The following is a 16985-nucleotide window of genomic DNA, read 5'->3' as shown; positions in this document are numbered from 1 at the left end:
ATATCCTTTCTATTCAAGTTCTTCTACAATGATCTGATCGTTCGTATACACACAGATTTCGCCCGCGGTTTCAAGTGAAGCCCTCGCAATCGCTTTCGCGTCAAGCTGGCTGCCGGCATGACGTTTCAGCGCCCTTCCGGCTGCAAGCGCGTAGTTTCCACCTGAGCCGATCGCCAAAATGCCGTCGTCCGGTTCAATCACTTCGCCTGTTCCGGAAACGAGCAGCATGCTGTCGGCATTCATGACGATCAGCATCGCCTCAAGCTTTCTGAGGACTTTATCGCTTCGCCACTCTTTTGCAAGCTCGACTGCCGCCCGCTGCAAATTGCCGTTGTATTCTTCAAGCTTCGCTTCAAACATTTCAAAGAGCGTGAAAGCGTCTGCAACAGAACCGGCAAAACCGGCAATGACCTTTCCGTTGAAGAGTTTTCTTACCTTTCTTGCGGTATGCTTCATGACGACAGCCTGACCGAACGTAACCTGGCCGTCTCCCGCCATCGCGCTTTTTCCGTTGTGCTGGACGGCAAATATCGTCGTTGCGTGAAAAGATGACATAAAAGAACCTCCTTTATTTCCCTTTATGTGCCCGAGGGTGATGAGACATATATGTCTTTCTGAGCATATCTTTAGATACATGCGTATACACCTGGGTTGAAGAAAGATTTGAATGCCCAAGCAGTTCCTGAACGCTCCTCAGATCCGCACCCTCATTTAACAAATGGGTGGCAAATGTATGGCGGAGCATATGCGGATGTATATGTAATGTACCCGAAGTCTTCTTGACCAGTTCTCCCAAAATGTAACGAACCCCCCTCGGGGTTAAGGGCCCGCCCCTTTGATTCAAAAAAATAAAAGGGCAGGGCTCTTTCGCTTTTAACAGAAGGATGCGTCTTCCATTTTGCAAATACAGATCCAAAGCCTCCCGGGCGAATGAACCAAATGGAATATACCTTTGCTTCCTGCCTTTCCCGTGGACCAAAACCGTATCTAAAAACAGATCCAAATCAGATTCCTTCAGGCTGCAAAGTTCGCTTACCCGCATGCCTGTCGCGTAGAGAAATTCCAGGAGCGCCTGATTTCTTTGGCCGAGCGGTGTACTCAAATCCGAAACCTCAAACAGTTCTTCAAGTTCCTTTTCATATAAAAACTTCGGAATCCGCTTATCCTGTTTCGGGAGACTGACAAGCAGAAACGGGTTTTCTTTTACCAGCTTTTCCCTTAATAAAAATTTATAGAAGCTACGCAGAGCCGAAATTTTCTTGCTGATCGTCCTGCGAGTGAGCCCTTTTTCATGCGCTTCCGTCAAGAAAATTCTCACATCCGGATAAGTCACGTCTTCAAAACCCTTTATGCCCTGAACGTGTAAAAAGCGTTCAAAGTCTTCAATGGAAGAAATGTAACCCACAATTGTATATTTTGAATAATTCTTTTCTATTTGTAAATATTCAATGAATAAAGTTAAAAAATTCTTAACATTTGCCATCATTACACCTCTTCGAAAAGGGCTTTTAAATGTTATCACATAACAAGTTCATCTGGCAATGAATAACTATAGCGTTTTCGAAATATTTCGAATTGTCTCCAATGCGCGCGAAGCATACTGTTCATTTCGTTCCTGCTTGTTTTTAATTTTAACACCCAATTCTTTGAACAGGCCGAAGTTTGCATTCATCGGCTGGAAGTTTTTCTTGTTTGTTTCCGTAATGTAATGGGCCATGCTGCCGATCGCTGTTTCATTTGAAAAAGTGACAGGTTCTTTTCCCTGGATGAGCCGAGCCGCATTTATACCGGCAACAAGACCTGAAGCCGCTGATTCAACATACCCTTCAACACCTGTCATTTGACCGGCAAAAAACAGATCGTCCCGCTTTTTAAACTGGTAGGTCGCTTTTAACAGACTCGGCGAGTTGATGAACGTATTTCTGTGCATCACGCCGTAGCGGACGATTTCTGCCTGTTCCAGTCCCGGAATGAGGCGGAGCACTTCTTTTTGGTCGCCCCATTTGAGGTGGGTTTGAAAACCGACGATATTGTAAAGCGTGCCGGCTGCATCATCTTGGCGCAGCTGCACAACGGCGTACGGACGCTTTCCTGTTTTTGGGTCTTCAAGTCCGACAGGCTTCATCGGGCCGAACAGCATGGTTTTTTTGCCGCGCTTCGCCATGACTTCAATCGGCATACAGCCTTCAAAGAAGATTTCCTTTTCAAATTCTTTCAATGGAACGGTTTCCGCAGACACAAGGGCGTCATAAAACCTGTCAAACTCTTCTTCTGTCATCGGACAGTTCAAATACGCTGCCTCCCCTTTGTCATAGCGGGATTTCAAATAGACTTTATCCATGTCAAGGCTGTCTTTTTCAACAATCGGCGCAGCCGCGTCATAAAAGTATAGATAGTCCTCGCCTGTCAGCTCCCGGAGCTTTGCGGAAAGCGCTTCTGATGTCAGCGGTCCTGTCGCAATGATTGTCGGTCCTTCCGGTATTTCCGTGACTTCTTCATGAAGCACGGTCACATTCGGATGATTCTTTACTTTTTCGGTAACGTTTGCGGCAAATTCATGCCTGTCTACGGCAAGCGCACCGCCGGCAGGAACAGAACATTCGTCAGCAGCAGCGATGATGGCCGAGTCAAGAACCCGCATTTCTTCCTTTAATACACCGACAGCATTCGTTAATGAATTCGCCCGAAGCGAGTTGCTGCAGACAAGTTCGGCAAATTTATCTGTATGGTGCGCCGGCGTTTGCTTGACTGGCCTCATTTCGTATAAACGGACATTGATACCGCGCTTAGCAAGCTGCCATGCCGCTTCGCTTCCTGCAAGTCCTGCACCGATGACATTTACTGTTTGATTCATATTCACATCTCCTAATTTATGAATTGACTTATTCTTTTAACACAACAAAGAAGGTGAGCAAAGCCCTGCTCACCGCTACTTTTGTTGTTCTTCCTTATAATCGCAATTAACGCACTGCACTTGAACGCCTTTTTTGAGCTTTTTCTCCACAAGCATGTCCTCGCATTTCGGACATTTCCGTTCAAGCGGTTTATCCCATGATACGAATTCACATTCAGGATAGCGGTCACAGCCGTAAAAAATGCGGCGTTTTTTCGATTTGCGCTCGACGATGTTGCCGGTTTTGCATGATGGGCATTTGACGCCGATCTCTTTTACGATCGGCTTGGTGTTGCGGCAGTCCGGAAAATTGGAGCAGGCCATAAATTTGCCGTACCGGCCCATTTTATAGACCATCGGATGTCCGCACGCTTCACAGTCAACACCTGCATACTCCGGTTCGATCTCCACTTCCTGCATCTCGGCTTCCGCTTTTTCAACACGCTTTTCAAAGTCCTTGTAAAAGGAATCGATGATCTGCACCCATTGAATGTTTCCGTCTTCAACGTCATCAAGCTCTTTTTCCATTTTGGCGGTGAACTCAACGTTAATAATCTCAGGGAAAAACTCCATGATCAAGTCAAGCACAATTTCACCGAGCTCAGTCGGAATAAAGCGTTTATTATCAAGGGCGACATACCCGCGCTTTTGGATCGTGTCAAGCGTCGGCGCGTATGTGGATGGACGTCCGATTCCCAGTTCTTCAAGCGTTTTGACCAGCCTTGCTTCCGTATAGCGCGGAGGCGGCTGTGTGAAGTGCTGTTCGGGCTCGATGTCTTTTGAAAGCACGGTATCGCCTTCAGCGAGATCCGGAAGCATCTTATTCTTCTCTTCCATCTGATCGTCTTTGCCTTCAACGTACACTTTCATGAAGCCTGAAAACTTGACTTTACTGCCGTTTGCCCGAAATGTCAACCCGTTGTTTTCAAGGTCGACGCTCATCGTATCCAGTGTCGCCGGAGCCATTTGGCTTGCGACAAAGCGCTCCCAGATCAGCTTGTATAGCCGAAGCTGGTCTCTTCCCAATACCGCCTTCAGATCGGAAGGCTTTCTGAGCACCGAGGTCGGCCTGATCGCTTCGTGGGCATCCTGGGCGTTTTCATTCTTTTTGGCCGGCTTTCGCTTGCTACCCAAAAATTCTTTTCCGTACTGTTCGCCGATGAATGATGCCGCTTCTTCTTGAGCAGTATTCGAGATACGGGTTGAATCCGTTCTCATATAAGTGATTAACCCGACCGTTCCTTCTTTGCCGAGATCGATTCCTTCATAAAGCTGCTGGGCGATCATCATCGTTTTCTTTGCCCGGAAATTCAATTTGCGCGCCGCTTCCTGCTGAAGCGTCGACGTCGTAAATGGGAGCGCAGGATTTCGCTTCCGTTCTTTTTTCGTTACCTTTTTGACCTCAAATTTGTTCCCTTTGATCCGGGATAGGATTTGCTTCACATCATCTTCGCTTTTCAGCTGGTGCTTTTCCCCGTTGATTCCGAAGAAGCTCGCTTCAAACGTTTCTTTACCTTTGAGAAAAGACCCTTCAATTGTCCAATATTCTTCCGGTATAAAATCGTTGATTTCTTTCTCCCGGTCAATGATAAGGCGGAGCGCAACAGATTGGACACGTCCCGCACTCAAGCCTTTTTTTACTTTTTTCCATAATATCGGACTGATTTTGTACCCTACAAGGCGGTCCAGAATTCTTCTCGCCTGCTGGGCGTCGACAAGATCCATATTGATCATGCGCGGATGCTTAAATGATTCTTTGATCGCATCTTTTGTAATTTCATTAAATACGACGCGGCAGTCGGAATTCAGGTCCAAATCAAGGCTGTGCGCCAAATGCCACGCAATCGCTTCCCCTTCCCTGTCGGGGTCGGCTGCGAGATAAACTTTTTTTGCCTTTTTGGCGGCCGTTTTTAATTCTTTCAACACGGGGCCTTTCCCGCGGATCGTAATGTATTTTGGTTCAAAGTTCTGCTCGATGTCAACGCCCATCTGGCTTTTCGGCAAATCTCTGACGTGCCCCATCGAGGCTTTTACTTTATATTTTTTTCCTAAGTATCGCTCAATCGTTTTTGCCTTTGCAGGCGATTCCACGATGACTAAGTATTCGGACATAACATTATCCCCCTCAAGAGGTGTTCTCTCTCTTTTCAATTTAGCCTTTTTATTGTATTCAGCATAATCGTCGTTTATATAGTCATTATTTTTACGAAAAGTGTCTGATTTAATCCTTCTATATGTTGAACGCCGATTAAAGCGTTTAAACTTGAAATCCTCACTATTATTAAATATTACAATACGGTTTGTCAAACGATAATTCTAAACAGGCTCTGTATATTGAGCGTTTGAAGGCGGAAGTTCGTTCAAAATGTCTTCAATAGTTAATACGAGTTTCGCCCCTTCCTGGATCAGCCTTGAAGGACCGAAAGAGTTGGCATCAAAGATCGGACCCGGCACGGCGAACACCTCCCGCCCCTGCTCAAGGGCTTGGTATGCTGTAATGAGCGATCCGCTCTTTTCCTTGCCTTGGACGACAACGATTCCTTCCGTTAATCCGCTGATCAGCCGATTTCGCATGGGAAAATGCCATTTTTGCGGTTTAATGTGAGGAGGGTGCTCTGATACCAGCAGGTGGCTTTCGGCCATTTGTCCGGCGAGCTGGCGATGTTCACGGGGATATATGCTGTTGAATCCGCCCGCGATAACGCCGATTGTCCTTCCCTTTGAACGGATGCTCTCCTGATGGGCGAGACCGTCAATTCCTTTTGCAAGACCGCTGACGATCGTCCAGCTGTTTTTGCAAAGCTCCCTGACAAGCTGGACCGCAGCTCTTTTTCCGTATAATGACGGGCAGCGAGTTCCGACGATTCCGATCAGTCTTTGTTCATGGAGAAGTTTTTTGTTTCCTTTTAAAAAAAGGACGGGAGGCGGGTCATGAATGGTTTTCAGGCTGGCTGGATAATCAGGGGAAGATATGGCGGTCATGCGGACGCCGGCCGCCTCGTAAGAACGGATGAGCCGTTTAACATTAGACAGTTCTTGTTCCGCCAGTTTTCGTATGGAGCACAAGTCTGATCTTTTTAATGAAAGCTTCGTTAAAAGATGGTTTTTTTCGCCCGTAAGAGACAAGGAAGGGTCCTGCTTCCACCACTTGGTCAGCAGAGAAGGGGAGAGTGTGCCGCGAAGGCGGAGCAATATCAAAAGCTCGCTGCTGTCGTTCATTCAAAAACCTCCAAAAATTTTTAAAACAAAACAATCTGAAAGTACTAAACGATATAACCAGTTATGAAAAAGCAGGAATAGACCAATCGGACTATTCCCGCTCTTTTTAATCATCAGTGTGTTTTACACGTTTCGTAAAGACCTTTTTCCTTCAGCACTTTAATCAATGTTTCTCCCATGACAGAAGGCGTTTCAGCCACTTCGATTCCGCAGGCATTCATCGTTTTGATCTTTTCGTCCGCCGTGCCTTTTCCTCCGGAAATGATGGCGCCCGCATGCCCCATGCGCTTGCCCGGAGGCGCTGTCTTTCCTCCGATGAAACCGACGACAGGTTTGGTCATGTTGGCTTTCACCCATTCAGCCGCTTCCTCTTCAGCTGTTCCGCCGATTTCGCCGATCATGATCACCGCATGTGTATCAGGATCTTCATTAAAAGCCTTCAGCACATCGATGAAGTTTGTGCCGTTGACGGGGTCTCCGCCGATGCCCACTGCTGTCGACTGGCCGACTCCTGCTTCGGAAAGCTGATGAACCGCTTCATATGTAAGGGTTCCTGAACGCGACACAACGCCGACATGGCCTTTTTTATGGATATATCCGGGCATGATCCCGATTTTGCATTCCTCAGGCGTAATGACTCCCGGGCAGTTCGGACCGATGAGTCTCGTTTTCTTGCCTTCCATATACCTTTTGACTTTTACCATATCAAGCACCGGAATATGCTCAGTAATGCAGATGACAAGATCAAGCTCAGCATCTGTCGCTTCCATAATCGCATCGGCCGCAAAAGCCGCAGGAACGTAAATGACAGACGCATTTGCCCCGGTCTGCTTTACAGCCTCTTCGACCGTATTGAACACAGGCACCCCTTCGACCTCTGTTCCGCCTTTGCCCGGTGTGACTCCGCCGACAATTTTCGTTCCGTATTCAAGCATCTGCTTTGTGTGAAACAAAGCGGTTGAACCCGTTATCCCCTGAACAATGACTTTTGTGTCTTTATTAATAAATACACTCATTTTGGTCCCCTGCCTTTCTTACTTCACTAAGGATACGATTTTCTGCGCGCCGTCAGCCATTGATTCCGCAGACGTAATATTGAGTCCTGAATCATCGAGGATCTTCTTGCCGAGATCGACATTGGTGCCTTCAAGGCGAACGACAAGCGGCAATGTCAGACCGACTTGTTTTGTCGCTTCAACAACGCCTTCTGCAATGACGTCGCATTTCATGATGCCGCCGAAAATATTGACAAAGATCCCTTTGACGTTTTGATCAGACAAAATGATCTTGAACGCTTCCGTTACCTTTTCGGCTGTCGCGCCGCCTCCAACGTCAAGGAAGTTGGCCGGTTCCCCTCCGTAGTGCTTGATAATGTCCATGGTCGACATCGCAAGCCCCGCTCCGTTGACCATGCAGCCGATGTTTCCATCGAGCGAAATATAGCTTAAATCATACTTGGATGCTTCGATTTCCTTCGGATCTTCTTCATCGAGATCTCTGTACTCCAAGATGTCTTTTTGTCTGTATAGCGCATTGCTGTCAAAGTTCAGCTTGGCGTCAAGGGCCATGACTTTTCCGTCCCCTGTGACGACGAGCGGATTGATTTCAGCAATGGAACAGTCTTTTTCAGTAAACGCCTTGTACAGCCCCATCATAAACTTAACGGCCTGGCCGACAAGCTCTTTCGGAATATTGATGGCGAAGGCGATTTTTCTCGCCTGGTAGCTCTGCAGTCCGACAGCCGGATCGATCACTTCTTTGACGATTTTTTCCGGTGTTTTTTCAGCGACTTCTTCAATTTCCGTGCCGCCTTCTTCAGAGGCCATCAGCACGATGCGTGAAGTCGCCCTGTCGAGAACTAGGCCGACATAGTATTCTTTTTTGATATCGCAGCCTTCTTCAATAAGTAAGCGTTTTATTTGTTGGCCGTCGGGACCCGTCTGGTGAGTGACAAGCGTCTTTCCCAACAATTCTTCCGCATAGGCTTTGACTTCTTCTTTTGATTTTGCAATTTTAACCCCGCCAGCTTTACCGCGTCCGCCGGCGTGAATTTGAGCTTTCACGACATAAACCGAGCTGGACAGCGCTTCCGCTGCTTTGACCGCTTCATCTGCTGTAAATGCCACTTTACCTTCCGGAACAGCCACTCCGTATTTTCTGAGTACTTCTTTCCCTTGGTACTCATGGATATTCATTTTCCCATCCTCCTAACTTATGTAGCAAAAATAAAAATAGACTGCGCTTTCATTTTATATAATCATAGATCGATTGTCTAGGTTTCGATGAGAAATCGTAAAATCCTTCTAAACATTCACACTTTTATTTTATTAAAAATATAAAATTAATAGAGGAAACGGCTTTTTTTCAAAAGTCATTCCCTCTTTTTCATTTTTTCATCAAGCGTATAGACGAATGAAAAGATCTCGGCGACGATCTCGTAAAGCGCTTCAGGAATGTGGTCGTCAAGCTCCAAGTGGCGCATCAATTCGACAAGCGTCGCATCTTCCTGAATCGGAACACCGGCTTTCTGCGCCTCTTCAATGATCTTCTCCGCCGTGTATCCCGACCCTTTGGCAACCACCTTCGGCGCCTTGTCCTTCATTTCATCGTAGTGAAGCGCAACAGCTCTTCTTAATGGAACAGATTCCTTCATATTTTCACATCCACTGCGCTCTCTGTAATTTGTTCAAAACGGGACTCCAAAAACGGAGCGAGCTTCATGTTTTCCCGTTTTTTTGCTGAGACGCCTGACAAGCTGTAGCCCAGCTCTTTCAGGTTTTCCTTTAAAGCCGGGACCAGCGGTTCAATCAAAGACTCCAAATCGAACTTTGTTTCAATTGTAACCGTCATGACGTTTTGCTGGATCAAACAATCGATCACCGTCTCTTCAAGGGCTTCCAACTGAAGGTAAAACATGAGGCGGCACTGGGAAGGGTCGATTTTTCCGTCGTCTTTTTTCTGCCCTTTTAAGAAAACGTTCAAATCCTGGACGCCGTTCTTTGAAAACAGAGGGTACGACAGAAAAAGCTGGCTCTGGGCAGGCTGATCATTCTGCAAAAACAGCTGTCCGTTTAAACGGTGAAAGATTTGGTCCGCTTCCTGTTTTACAGGAGCCGGAAGATCGGAAGCATGCCTCATTTCATTCAGCACGAGCTTTAAAGATTGCAGGCCCTGCTCTTTGAGAACGGCGCCGTTTTCCATCGCTCTCAACAATGAGAGCTCATCTCTGACGCCTAAAACATCTTTGATCTTGAGGAGAACGGATAATACATCGGCTTTATTCGTCAATGCAGGCGCTGTTTCTTTCATGATATGCTGCAAAAGTTCCGTCTCTTTTGGCGTGAATCCTTCCAGAACGGCCGGAGCTTGTCCGAGAGCTCCGCGCGATTCAAGCGCTTTGATGACGCCTGCCGCTTCTCTTGCAATATGCGTCCCGTTCGTTTCGGCTTGTGCCGCCAATTTAGCGAACACGTCTTTAGCTGCTGCGATTTGCGGATTGTGCTGGGCTGCTTTTGCTTCCTGTCCGTATGCGCCGCCAGCGTCTGCTTTTTGCGGAGGTTTTCCGCCTTCTGACTGAACCTGCGGCTTTAATGGCAGAACGGCCTGCAGTTCTCCTTTTTCCAGCGATCTGATGTGTTCCGCAAGCTTTTGAATCAGCCTTTCGGCATGCACCTCAGTCTCCGCTTGTAAAACTGGCAAAAGCGCCTGTTTCAGCTTTTCCATGCCTGGGGATGGCTGAGCGGCGTTCGCGATCATATCAAGCGTTCTCGCAATCTGCTCATTGAGCGGAACGGGGCTTTTGACGGCCATAATCGAATCGAGCACGCCGGGGTGGACGGGAAGTTCGCGTTTAAGAGCGAACATGACGGCATCGGCGCCTTTTTGGGCATCGGACTTCGGCAGATTTTCAAGCCACTTGATGGCGGCTCTTAAATCGTTTTCCCTGATCGGCTGCTGCTCCTTCAGCAACGCTCCGACCAGAAAGACGGCTTCCTTCGTCCGCTTCAGAGAAAGCCCGTTCAACAGCTTAAAGGCGGCATCCTGCACGGTCTTCGGGTTTTTGTCAAACGCTTCAACGACCTGAAGGCGGCCTGTCGCTTCATCCGGCTTCTTTTCATACGAAAACCAGTAATGAGCGCCCGCTTTCAGGGGTGCCTCAAGCTTCCCCTGCCATTTCGTATTGCCGATTTGTATTTCGGCGAACTGCTCGCTGATAAAGCGGAGCACTTTGCCGAGCATCAGCCTTTTCTGATCCGTCTCCGTTCCGCTGATCCGCTGGAGAGAATCCGCTTGTTCAAATTGTTTTCTTAAGCTGTTATGTACATCGTTCAGCATCATCAAAGTCATTCTTCCTCCGGAACGTTATTCATGTGCTTTAACAGGGGCGAACGATCTTCGGTGTATCGGCGACGGGCCGTATTTCGCCAGGGCATTCAGATGCTCCTTCGTTCCGTAGCCTTTATGCTTTTCAAACCCGTAGAGAGGATACTTTTCAGCGTATTCATCCATCAGCCTGTCCCTCGTCACCTTTGCGATGCATGCGCCTGCTGCTATCGAGGCGCTTTTGGCATCCCCTTTAATAATCGATGACTGCTCTGTATCGACCGCAAGCGACATGGCGTCGATCAGAAGATAATCCGGTGCGACGTCCAGCGCTTGGACCGCTTTCAGCATCGCCGCTTTGGAGGCTTCATAAATATTCAGCTCATCGATCTCATGGGCGTCCGCGATCCCGACGCCGACTGCTGCGGCTTCTTCCATTATGTATGAATAATAGTCTTCTCTTTTTTGCTTTGACAGTTTTTTCGAATCTGTCAGCCCTAATATTTCACAATCTTCTTTGAGGATGACAGCGGCGGCGACAACCGGCCCTGCGAGAGGCCCTCTGCCCGCCTCGTCGATTCCGGCGATATATTGATAGCCCCGCGCTCTCAGCGACCGTTCAAAAGACGTCATCGCCTGCCACTCTTCCCGCATGGCCGAAAGCCTTTCATTTTTCTTCAGCCAGGCGTCGACGAGCGCTTGAACGCTTTTTCGCTCATCATTTTTGCACTGCTCTATAAAAGGGTCCTTTTCATCGCTCACCGATTGAAGATGTTCTTTAATTTCTTTGACGGTTAATGTTTTCACTTTCTCTTCTCCCCTAATGTTCTTATCGGCGCATCTTCTGCAAAAATAAAGGCCCGCTCTTTTAAAAGCGCGCCTTTTTACATATCCTCCGGCTTTTCAAAAGAAAGCGGGCCGAACTTTTCGGTGCGGATATCGCGGATGATGACTTCTGTCGTCTTGTCGTAATTGATCTCGCCTCCGGCCATGAGGCAGCCGCGTTTTTTTCCGATCTCATCAAAAAGCGCTGCAATTTCTTCAGGAATCTCCTCCAGGTCATAGCGCTTTTTTAAGCGTTCGGGGTAATTCTCTTCCAAAAAGCGCAAACCGTAGACGGCGACATCCTGCAAGTTGATAATCGAATCTTTAATTGCGCCTGTTGCCGCGAGCCTCAGCCCGACAAGCTCGTCCTCAAACTTCGGCCATAAAATCCCCGGTGTATCGAGAAGCTCCAGCTCTTTTCCGACCTTCACCCACTGCTGTGCAGTCGTTACTCCGGGTCTGTCGCCCGTTTTGGCGATGTTTTTTTTCGCAAGCCGGTTGATCAAGGTCGATTTGCCGACGTTTGGAATACCGACGATCAATGCTCTGATCGCGCGCGGCTTTACACCTTTTGCTTTCATTTTATCAAACTTTTCTTTCAGCAGCTCTTTTGATGCAGGAAGAATTTGATTGAGCCCCTGTCCGTTGACCGAGTTGATGGCGAGGGTAGGAATTCCGTCTTTTTCAAAGTGCTGCTTCCAAGCCTTTGTCACGGAGGAGTCCGCTTTATCCGCCTTGTTGAGCAGCATGATTCTCGGCTTGTTCTTTAAAATGTCTTCGATCATCGGGTTTCTTGAAGACATCGGAATTCTGGCGTCGACCAGTTCGTATACAATGTCGATCAGCTTGAGTTTTTCCGTTACTTCCCGCCTCGCTTTGGCCATATGCCCGGGGAACCATTGGATCACCATTTGTCTGCCACCTACTTTCTGTTATTGCTATTCTTTTAATGGTGCGATGCATTTATACTTGTTTGACAAAAAAAGAGCTTGTTATGGTTAACAAGCTCTTTTCGTTCGTTATCATTATCGTCTGATTTCTTTAATACGAGCCGCTTTTCCACGAAGTTCGCGCAAGTAATAAAGTTTCGCACGGCGTACTTTACCATGACGGACAACTTCGATTTTCGCGATTTTCGGTGTGTGCAATGGGAATGTACGCTCAACTCCGACACCGTAAGAAATCTTACGAACTGTGAAAGTTTCGCTGATTCCGCCACCACGACGCTTAATCACGACACCTTCAAAAACCTGGATACGCTCACGGTTACCCTCGACAACTTTAACGTGTACACGTAAAGTATCACCAGGACGGAACGCAGGCAAATCAGTGCGCAATTGTTCTTTTGTGATTTCTTCAATCAATTTTTGCATCGTCTTCAACTCCTTCCAACAGATGCTCTTGCGCGAGTTAACCGGCACAGCGGAACATCGTTTTCAAACTTAAACGAGCGTTCCCGTTCAAGTCACAAGTAGTATCATACCACACCTTTTTCCCGGGCGCAATAGAATCTACCGGTTTTTCCATTCAGAAATCCACTTTCGCTCTTCTTCTGACAAAGGATAGTTTTCCAGAAGGTCGGGACGCCTTAAAAATGTGCGCCTGAGAGACTCCTTCCGCCGCCATTCTTTGATCTTCGCATGGTTCCCGGATGTCAGAACGTCCGGCACCTTCAAGCCTTTATAATCTGCCGGCCGCGTGTAATGAGGGTGTTCAAGAAGCCCTGTGCTGAAAGAGTCTTCAAGGTGCGATTCTTCCTTGCCGAGCACGCCCGGCAAAAGCCGCACAACGCTGTCTGCGATCATCATCGCCGGCAGCTCTCCCCCTGTCAAAACGAAATCTCCGATCGAAATCTCGTCTGTAGACAGGTGCTCCCTGATCCGTTCATCATACCCTTCATAATGGCCGCAAATGAACATTAAATGCTCTTCCCGCGCCAGTTCTTCCGCCTTCTGCTGGGTATAGCGTTCACCCTGGGGGCAGACGAGGATGATTCTCGGAGACCCTCCGGCTTCAGCCGTCAGCTTTTCGACCGCGTCAAAGACGGGCTGCGGTTTCAGCACCATTCCGGCTCCGCCGCCGTATGGATAATCGTCAACGGTTTGATGCTTGTTGTCGGAATAGGCCCGAAAGTTCACCACGCGAAAACGGACAGCGTCCTTGTCCTGAGCTTTTTGCAGGATCGACGAGCCGAGCACGCCTTCAAACATTTCCGGAAAAAGCGTTAAAAAATCGATTTTCATTCGTCAAGTAATCCTTCCATGATATGAATCTTGATCGTTTTATCCGCTACGTTAATCTCTTTGACAACGGCGTCAATATAAGGGATGAGCGCGTCTTTCTTTCCCGGTCTGGCCACGACCCAGACATCGTTGGCGCCCGGCGTTAAAATTTCTTTCACCTTGCCGATTAAATCCCCGTCTTCCGAGAAAACATCGCAGCCGATGATTTCGTGAAAGTAGTATTCGTCTTCCGCCAACTGGCTTAATTGGTCTTCGGGAACTTTAATCAAGGCATTCTTTAATTTTTCGGCTTCGGTGAGCGTTTCAACCTCTTTAAACTGCAAAAGGTGGAACTGTTTGTGAAGCCTGTGGGCGCTGACGGTCACCTGGACAGGCTCGTCTTTTCCTTCCAGAAACAAGTAGAGCGCGTTTCCGGGCTTGTACCGCTCCTCAGGAAAATCGGTTCTTGAAATGACGCGGACTTCGCCTTTTACCCCATGAGTATTAACAATTTTCCCTACATTAAACCATTGTTTCAGCATTTCTTCACCTCGGACGAATTTCAATGACGATCCCGTCTTTAATCACGATTGTTTTTCCCGCCGTCATATCATGCCAATTATCCCCGACTTCAATGTCCATTAAAGCGTCGATTTCTTTTTCCTTTACTTCGCTGCCAAGCGGCAGTGTGTGGATTTGATTGATTTGAAAAACGATCATTTTAATCTTGTCCTGTCGTTTTTCAATTTCTTTTTTAAATGATTCAGTCGCCGCCGGATTGTGGTGTTCCTTTTCGTGTTTCCTGAGCTGAAAATAGAGCTGGTTGCATTCGCGCTCAAGGATTTCCTTTCTTTCTTCAAAAGAAGCCAGCAGCTTTTTTTTGCTGTTTTCAGTCAAAACCTGCATGACGGTAACACGTTGGATAATTTGCATGGCATCATCACCTACTGTCCCGTGATTTTTCCTTTCCCTGAAATCCGGCAGCCTGGCATAAGCTGACGATCGGAATCGTTCATCTGTTTCTATTTTTCTTACATGTTAAAAAAGGGGGAGGTTTTCACCCTCTCCCCTTAGTCTGCGATCTCAAGTTGAACTTTCTTAGAAGACTGTGCGCCTGCCGCAAATACGACAGAGCGTATCGCTCTTGCAGTGCGCCCTTTTTTGCCGATGATCTTGCCGGTATCCTCTCTGTTGACAGACAGGCGGAACATAATCCGCTCTGGATTTTCCTCTTTGAAAACCTGAACATCATCCGGGTGATCCACAAGCGGTTTGACCAGTGATACAATCAGCTCTTCCAAGTGCAGATCACTCATTATTTGCTTTGTTTAGCGTTGTGGAATTTTTCCATAATGCCTTCTTTTGAGAACAGGTTGCGAACCGTGTCAGACGGTTTAGCTCCTGTTTGAAGCCATTTAAGCGCAAGCTCTTCGTCGATTTTGACTTCCGCTGGTTTTGCAAGCGGGTTGTAAGTTCCGACTGTTTCGATGAAGCGGCCGTCACGCGGTGAACGAGAATCTGCTACAACAATACGATAGAAAGGAGATTTTTTAGCTCCCATACGTTTTAAACGAATTTTTACTGCCATTTTACTAGCACCTCCGAAAATATTTCAACAAGATAGTATATTAACAATGATAAAAGTGTTTGTAAAGTGTTTTTTCTTAACAACGTTTTTATCATCTGAAAACAGGTTTACATGAAGGGCAGTTTAAACCCTTTTTTCTTGCCTTTTGTCATGTTTGTCATCTGTTTCATCATTTTTTTCATTTCTTCAAATTGCTTTAAAAGACGGTTGACTTCCTGGACGGATGTCCCGCTTCCTTTAGCAATCCGTTTGCGCCTGCTTGCATTGATGATCTCAGGCTGCTCTTTTTCCTTCCCGGTCATCGACTTGATGATCGCTTCGATATGGCTGAGCTGTTTTTCATCAACCTTCACGTTTTTTAAGCCTTTCATTTTGCCTGCGCCGGGCATCATTTGAATCAGGTCTTCAAGCGGCCCCATATTGCGGACCTGTCCGAGCTGTTCCAAAAAGTCGTCGAGCGTAAAGCTCATATTTTTCATTTTTTGCTCGAGTTCCTTCGCCTTTTCTTCGTCTACGTTGGCCTGGGCTTTCTCGATAAGGGTGAGCACATCGCCCATTCCGAGTATCCGCGAAGCCATCCGTTCAGGATGAAACGGCTCCAGCGCATCAAGCTTTTCGCCCATTCCGGCGAATTTGATCGGCGTGTTTGTCACGGCGCGGATTGACAAGGCCGCTCCGCCTCTAGTATCGCCGTCAAGCTTCGTCAAGATGACACCTGTCACACCGAGCTGTTCGTTAAAGCTTTTGGCAACATTGACCGCGTCTTGACCCGTCATGGAGTCAACGACAAGGAAAATCTCTTCCGGCTGAGCGGTTTCTTTTACCTGCTCAAGCTCATCCATCAGCTCTTCATCAATATGAAGGCGTCCCGCCGTATCGATGAGAACGTAGTCGTGATGATCTTCTTTCGCCTTTTCGATGGCCTGCTTGGCAATCTCCACCGGACTGACCTTGTCACCCAGTGAAAATACCGGCATATCGAGCTGCTTGCCGAGCGTTTCCAGCTGTTTGATCGCCGCCGGGCGGTAGATGTCTGCTGCCACGAGCAGCGGATTGCGGTTATGTTTTTTGCGAAGCAGGTTGGCAAGCTTTCCGGTCGACGTCGTTTTACCGGCCCCTTGCAGACCGACCATCATGATGACGGTCGGCGGACGCTTTGCAGCGGCAATCTTGCTTTCCTCGCCGCCCATCAGCTCCGTCAGCTCTTCTTTTACCACTTTAATGACCTGCTGTCCGGGCGTCAGGCTTTTCATAACGTCTTGTCCGACAGCTCGTTCGCTTACCTTTTTCACAAAATCTTTCACGACTTTAAAATTGACGTCCGCTTCAAGGAGCGCTAAACGGACTTCGCGCATCATCTCTTTGACGTCTTGCTCCGTTACCTTTCCTTTTCCGCGGATTTTTGAGATCGTTTGCTGCAGTCGGTCGGCTAATCCTTCGAATGCCATATTAAGTGCCGCCTCCTAATCTAATTTCTCAAGCGCATCAATCAGGGACTCCGCCTCAGGCTGACCGTCAGTCAGCTTTCTCAGCGCTTCAAAAATCTTTTTGCGCTCTTGAAATTTTTTAAACAAAAGTAGCTTTTCTTCATATTGCTCAAGCATGGCTTCGGTCCGTTTGATATTGTCATAGACCGCCTGCCTTGAGACATGATATTCTTCAGCTATTTCGCCAAGGGAGAAATCGTCTAAGTAGTAAAGCGACATGTAGCTTTTTTGTTTTGATGTCAACAACGTCTGATAGAAATCGAATAAGTAATTCATTCTCGTTGTTTTTTCAAGCGTCATGAGACTCTCCCCTTTGTTAAGTCAAATCCCTTTACGATACACTAGTTTACGCTGAAATATTTGATCTGTCAAGTTTTTATCTTGTCATACCGGACGGCAAAAAAGAAAACCCCCGCAAAGGGGTTTTC

19 protein-coding genes are annotated in these 16985 nt (G+C 47.4%); all 19 read right to left on the bottom strand.

All coding sequences use genetic code 11. The features are described 5' to 3' along the window. Positions 1–9: 9 nt before the first annotated feature. Positions 10–555 carry an ATP-dependent protease subunit HslV gene (hslV, locus tag TRNA_RS30585; RefSeq protein WP_003181752.1) on the bottom strand — a complete coding sequence of 182 codons (546 nt, stop codon included), beginning with the start codon at positions 553–555 and terminating at the stop codon, positions 10–12. A gap of 13 nt (positions 556–568) precedes the next feature. Beyond that, positions 569–1483, bottom strand: coding sequence for a tyrosine recombinase XerC (gene xerC, locus TRNA_RS30580; protein WP_011197974.1), 915 nt, complete (start codon positions 1481–1483; stop codon positions 569–571). 66 nt (positions 1484–1549) lie between these two features. After that, a complete protein-coding gene (gene trmFO, locus TRNA_RS30575; RefSeq protein ID WP_003181748.1) occupies positions 1550–2854 on the bottom strand; it encodes an FADH(2)-oxidizing methylenetetrahydrofolate--tRNA-(uracil(54)-C(5))-methyltransferase TrmFO in 1305 nt (434 codons plus the stop codon). A gap of 75 nt (positions 2855–2929) precedes the next feature. After that, positions 2930–5005 carry a type I DNA topoisomerase gene (gene topA / locus TRNA_RS30570; protein ID WP_003181746.1) on the bottom strand — a complete coding sequence of 692 codons (2076 nt, stop codon included), beginning with the start codon at positions 5003–5005 and terminating at the stop codon, positions 2930–2932. A 204-nt stretch (positions 5006–5209) separates the two neighbouring features. Beyond that, on the bottom strand, positions 5210–6112 hold the full coding sequence (gene dprA, locus TRNA_RS30565; protein WP_003181744.1) for a DNA-processing protein DprA: 903 nt from the start codon (positions 6110–6112) through the stop codon (positions 5210–5212). Between the two features lie 113 nt (positions 6113–6225). After that, complete coding sequence (gene sucD, locus TRNA_RS30560) at positions 6226–7128, bottom strand: succinate--CoA ligase subunit alpha (protein WP_009328521.1); 903 nt, start codon at positions 7126–7128, stop codon at positions 6226–6228. A gap of 18 nt (positions 7129–7146) precedes the next feature. Further along, positions 7147–8307 carry an ADP-forming succinate--CoA ligase subunit beta gene (gene sucC, locus TRNA_RS30555; protein WP_003181739.1) on the bottom strand — a complete coding sequence of 387 codons (1161 nt, stop codon included), beginning with the start codon at positions 8305–8307 and terminating at the stop codon, positions 7147–7149. Positions 8308–8483: 176 nt separating this feature from the next. Beyond that, positions 8484–8765: a FlhB-like flagellar biosynthesis protein gene (locus TRNA_RS30550; RefSeq protein WP_003181737.1), complete on the bottom strand. Its 282-nt coding sequence runs from the start codon at positions 8763–8765 to the stop codon at positions 8484–8486. After that, positions 8762–10450 carry a hypothetical protein gene (locus tag TRNA_RS30545; protein ID WP_011201650.1) on the bottom strand — a complete coding sequence of 563 codons (1689 nt, stop codon included), beginning with the start codon at positions 10448–10450 and terminating at the stop codon, positions 8762–8764. Before TRNA_RS30545 ends, TRNA_RS30550 begins: the two co-directional genes overlap by 4 nt. Before the next feature lie 24 nt (positions 10451–10474). After that, positions 10475–11242, bottom strand: a complete 768-nt coding sequence (locus tag TRNA_RS30540) for a ribonuclease HII (protein ID WP_003181732.1) — start codon at positions 11240–11242, stop codon at positions 10475–10477. Between the two features lie 77 nt (positions 11243–11319). Then, positions 11320–12171, bottom strand: a complete 852-nt coding sequence (gene ylqF / locus TRNA_RS30535; protein WP_003181730.1) for a ribosome biogenesis GTPase YlqF — start codon at positions 12169–12171, stop codon at positions 11320–11322. Positions 12172–12285: 114 nt separating this feature from the next. Next, on the bottom strand, positions 12286–12633 hold the full coding sequence (gene rplS, locus TRNA_RS30530; RefSeq protein ID WP_003181728.1) for a 50S ribosomal protein L19: 348 nt from the start codon (positions 12631–12633) through the stop codon (positions 12286–12288). A 138-nt stretch (positions 12634–12771) separates the two neighbouring features. Next, the gene (trmD, locus tag TRNA_RS30525; protein ID WP_003181726.1) at positions 12772–13503 is read right to left on the bottom strand and encodes a tRNA (guanosine(37)-N1)-methyltransferase TrmD; all 732 of its coding nucleotides are present in this window, start codon (positions 13501–13503) and stop codon (positions 12772–12774) included. Further along, on the bottom strand, positions 13500–14024 hold the full coding sequence (rimM, locus tag TRNA_RS30520; RefSeq protein WP_003181725.1) for a ribosome maturation factor RimM: 525 nt from the start codon (positions 14022–14024) through the stop codon (positions 13500–13502). The genes trmD and rimM overlap by 4 nt, the downstream gene beginning before the upstream one ends. Before the next feature lie 4 nt (positions 14025–14028). Beyond that, the gene (locus tag TRNA_RS30515) at positions 14029–14415 is read right to left on the bottom strand and encodes a YlqD family protein (protein ID WP_003181722.1); all 387 of its coding nucleotides are present in this window, start codon (positions 14413–14415) and stop codon (positions 14029–14031) included. 137 nt (positions 14416–14552) lie between these two features. After that, entirely contained in the window at positions 14553–14798 is a 246-nt protein-coding gene (locus TRNA_RS30510) for a KH domain-containing protein (RefSeq protein ID WP_003181721.1), read from the bottom strand. Further along, positions 14798–15070, bottom strand: coding sequence for a 30S ribosomal protein S16 (gene rpsP, locus TRNA_RS30505; RefSeq protein WP_003181719.1), 273 nt, complete (start codon positions 15068–15070; stop codon positions 14798–14800). Before rpsP ends, TRNA_RS30510 begins: the two co-directional genes overlap by 1 nt. A gap of 107 nt (positions 15071–15177) precedes the next feature. Continuing rightward, a complete protein-coding gene (gene ffh / locus TRNA_RS30500) occupies positions 15178–16518 on the bottom strand; it encodes a signal recognition particle protein (protein ID WP_003181717.1) in 1341 nt (446 codons plus the stop codon). Positions 16519–16533: 15 nt separating this feature from the next. Next, positions 16534–16857 carry a putative DNA-binding protein gene (locus TRNA_RS30495; protein ID WP_009328526.1) on the bottom strand — a complete coding sequence of 108 codons (324 nt, stop codon included), beginning with the start codon at positions 16855–16857 and terminating at the stop codon, positions 16534–16536. Between the last annotated feature and the right edge of the window lie 128 nt (positions 16858–16985).

Origin of the sequence: Bacillus licheniformis DSM 13 = ATCC 14580 (assembly GCF_000011645.1) — a bacterium.
Classification (GTDB): domain Bacteria; phylum Bacillota; class Bacilli; order Bacillales; family Bacillaceae; genus Bacillus; species Bacillus licheniformis.
Note: the sequence above shows the minus strand (reverse complement) of the source record. Positions and strands in the feature narration are given on the sequence as shown.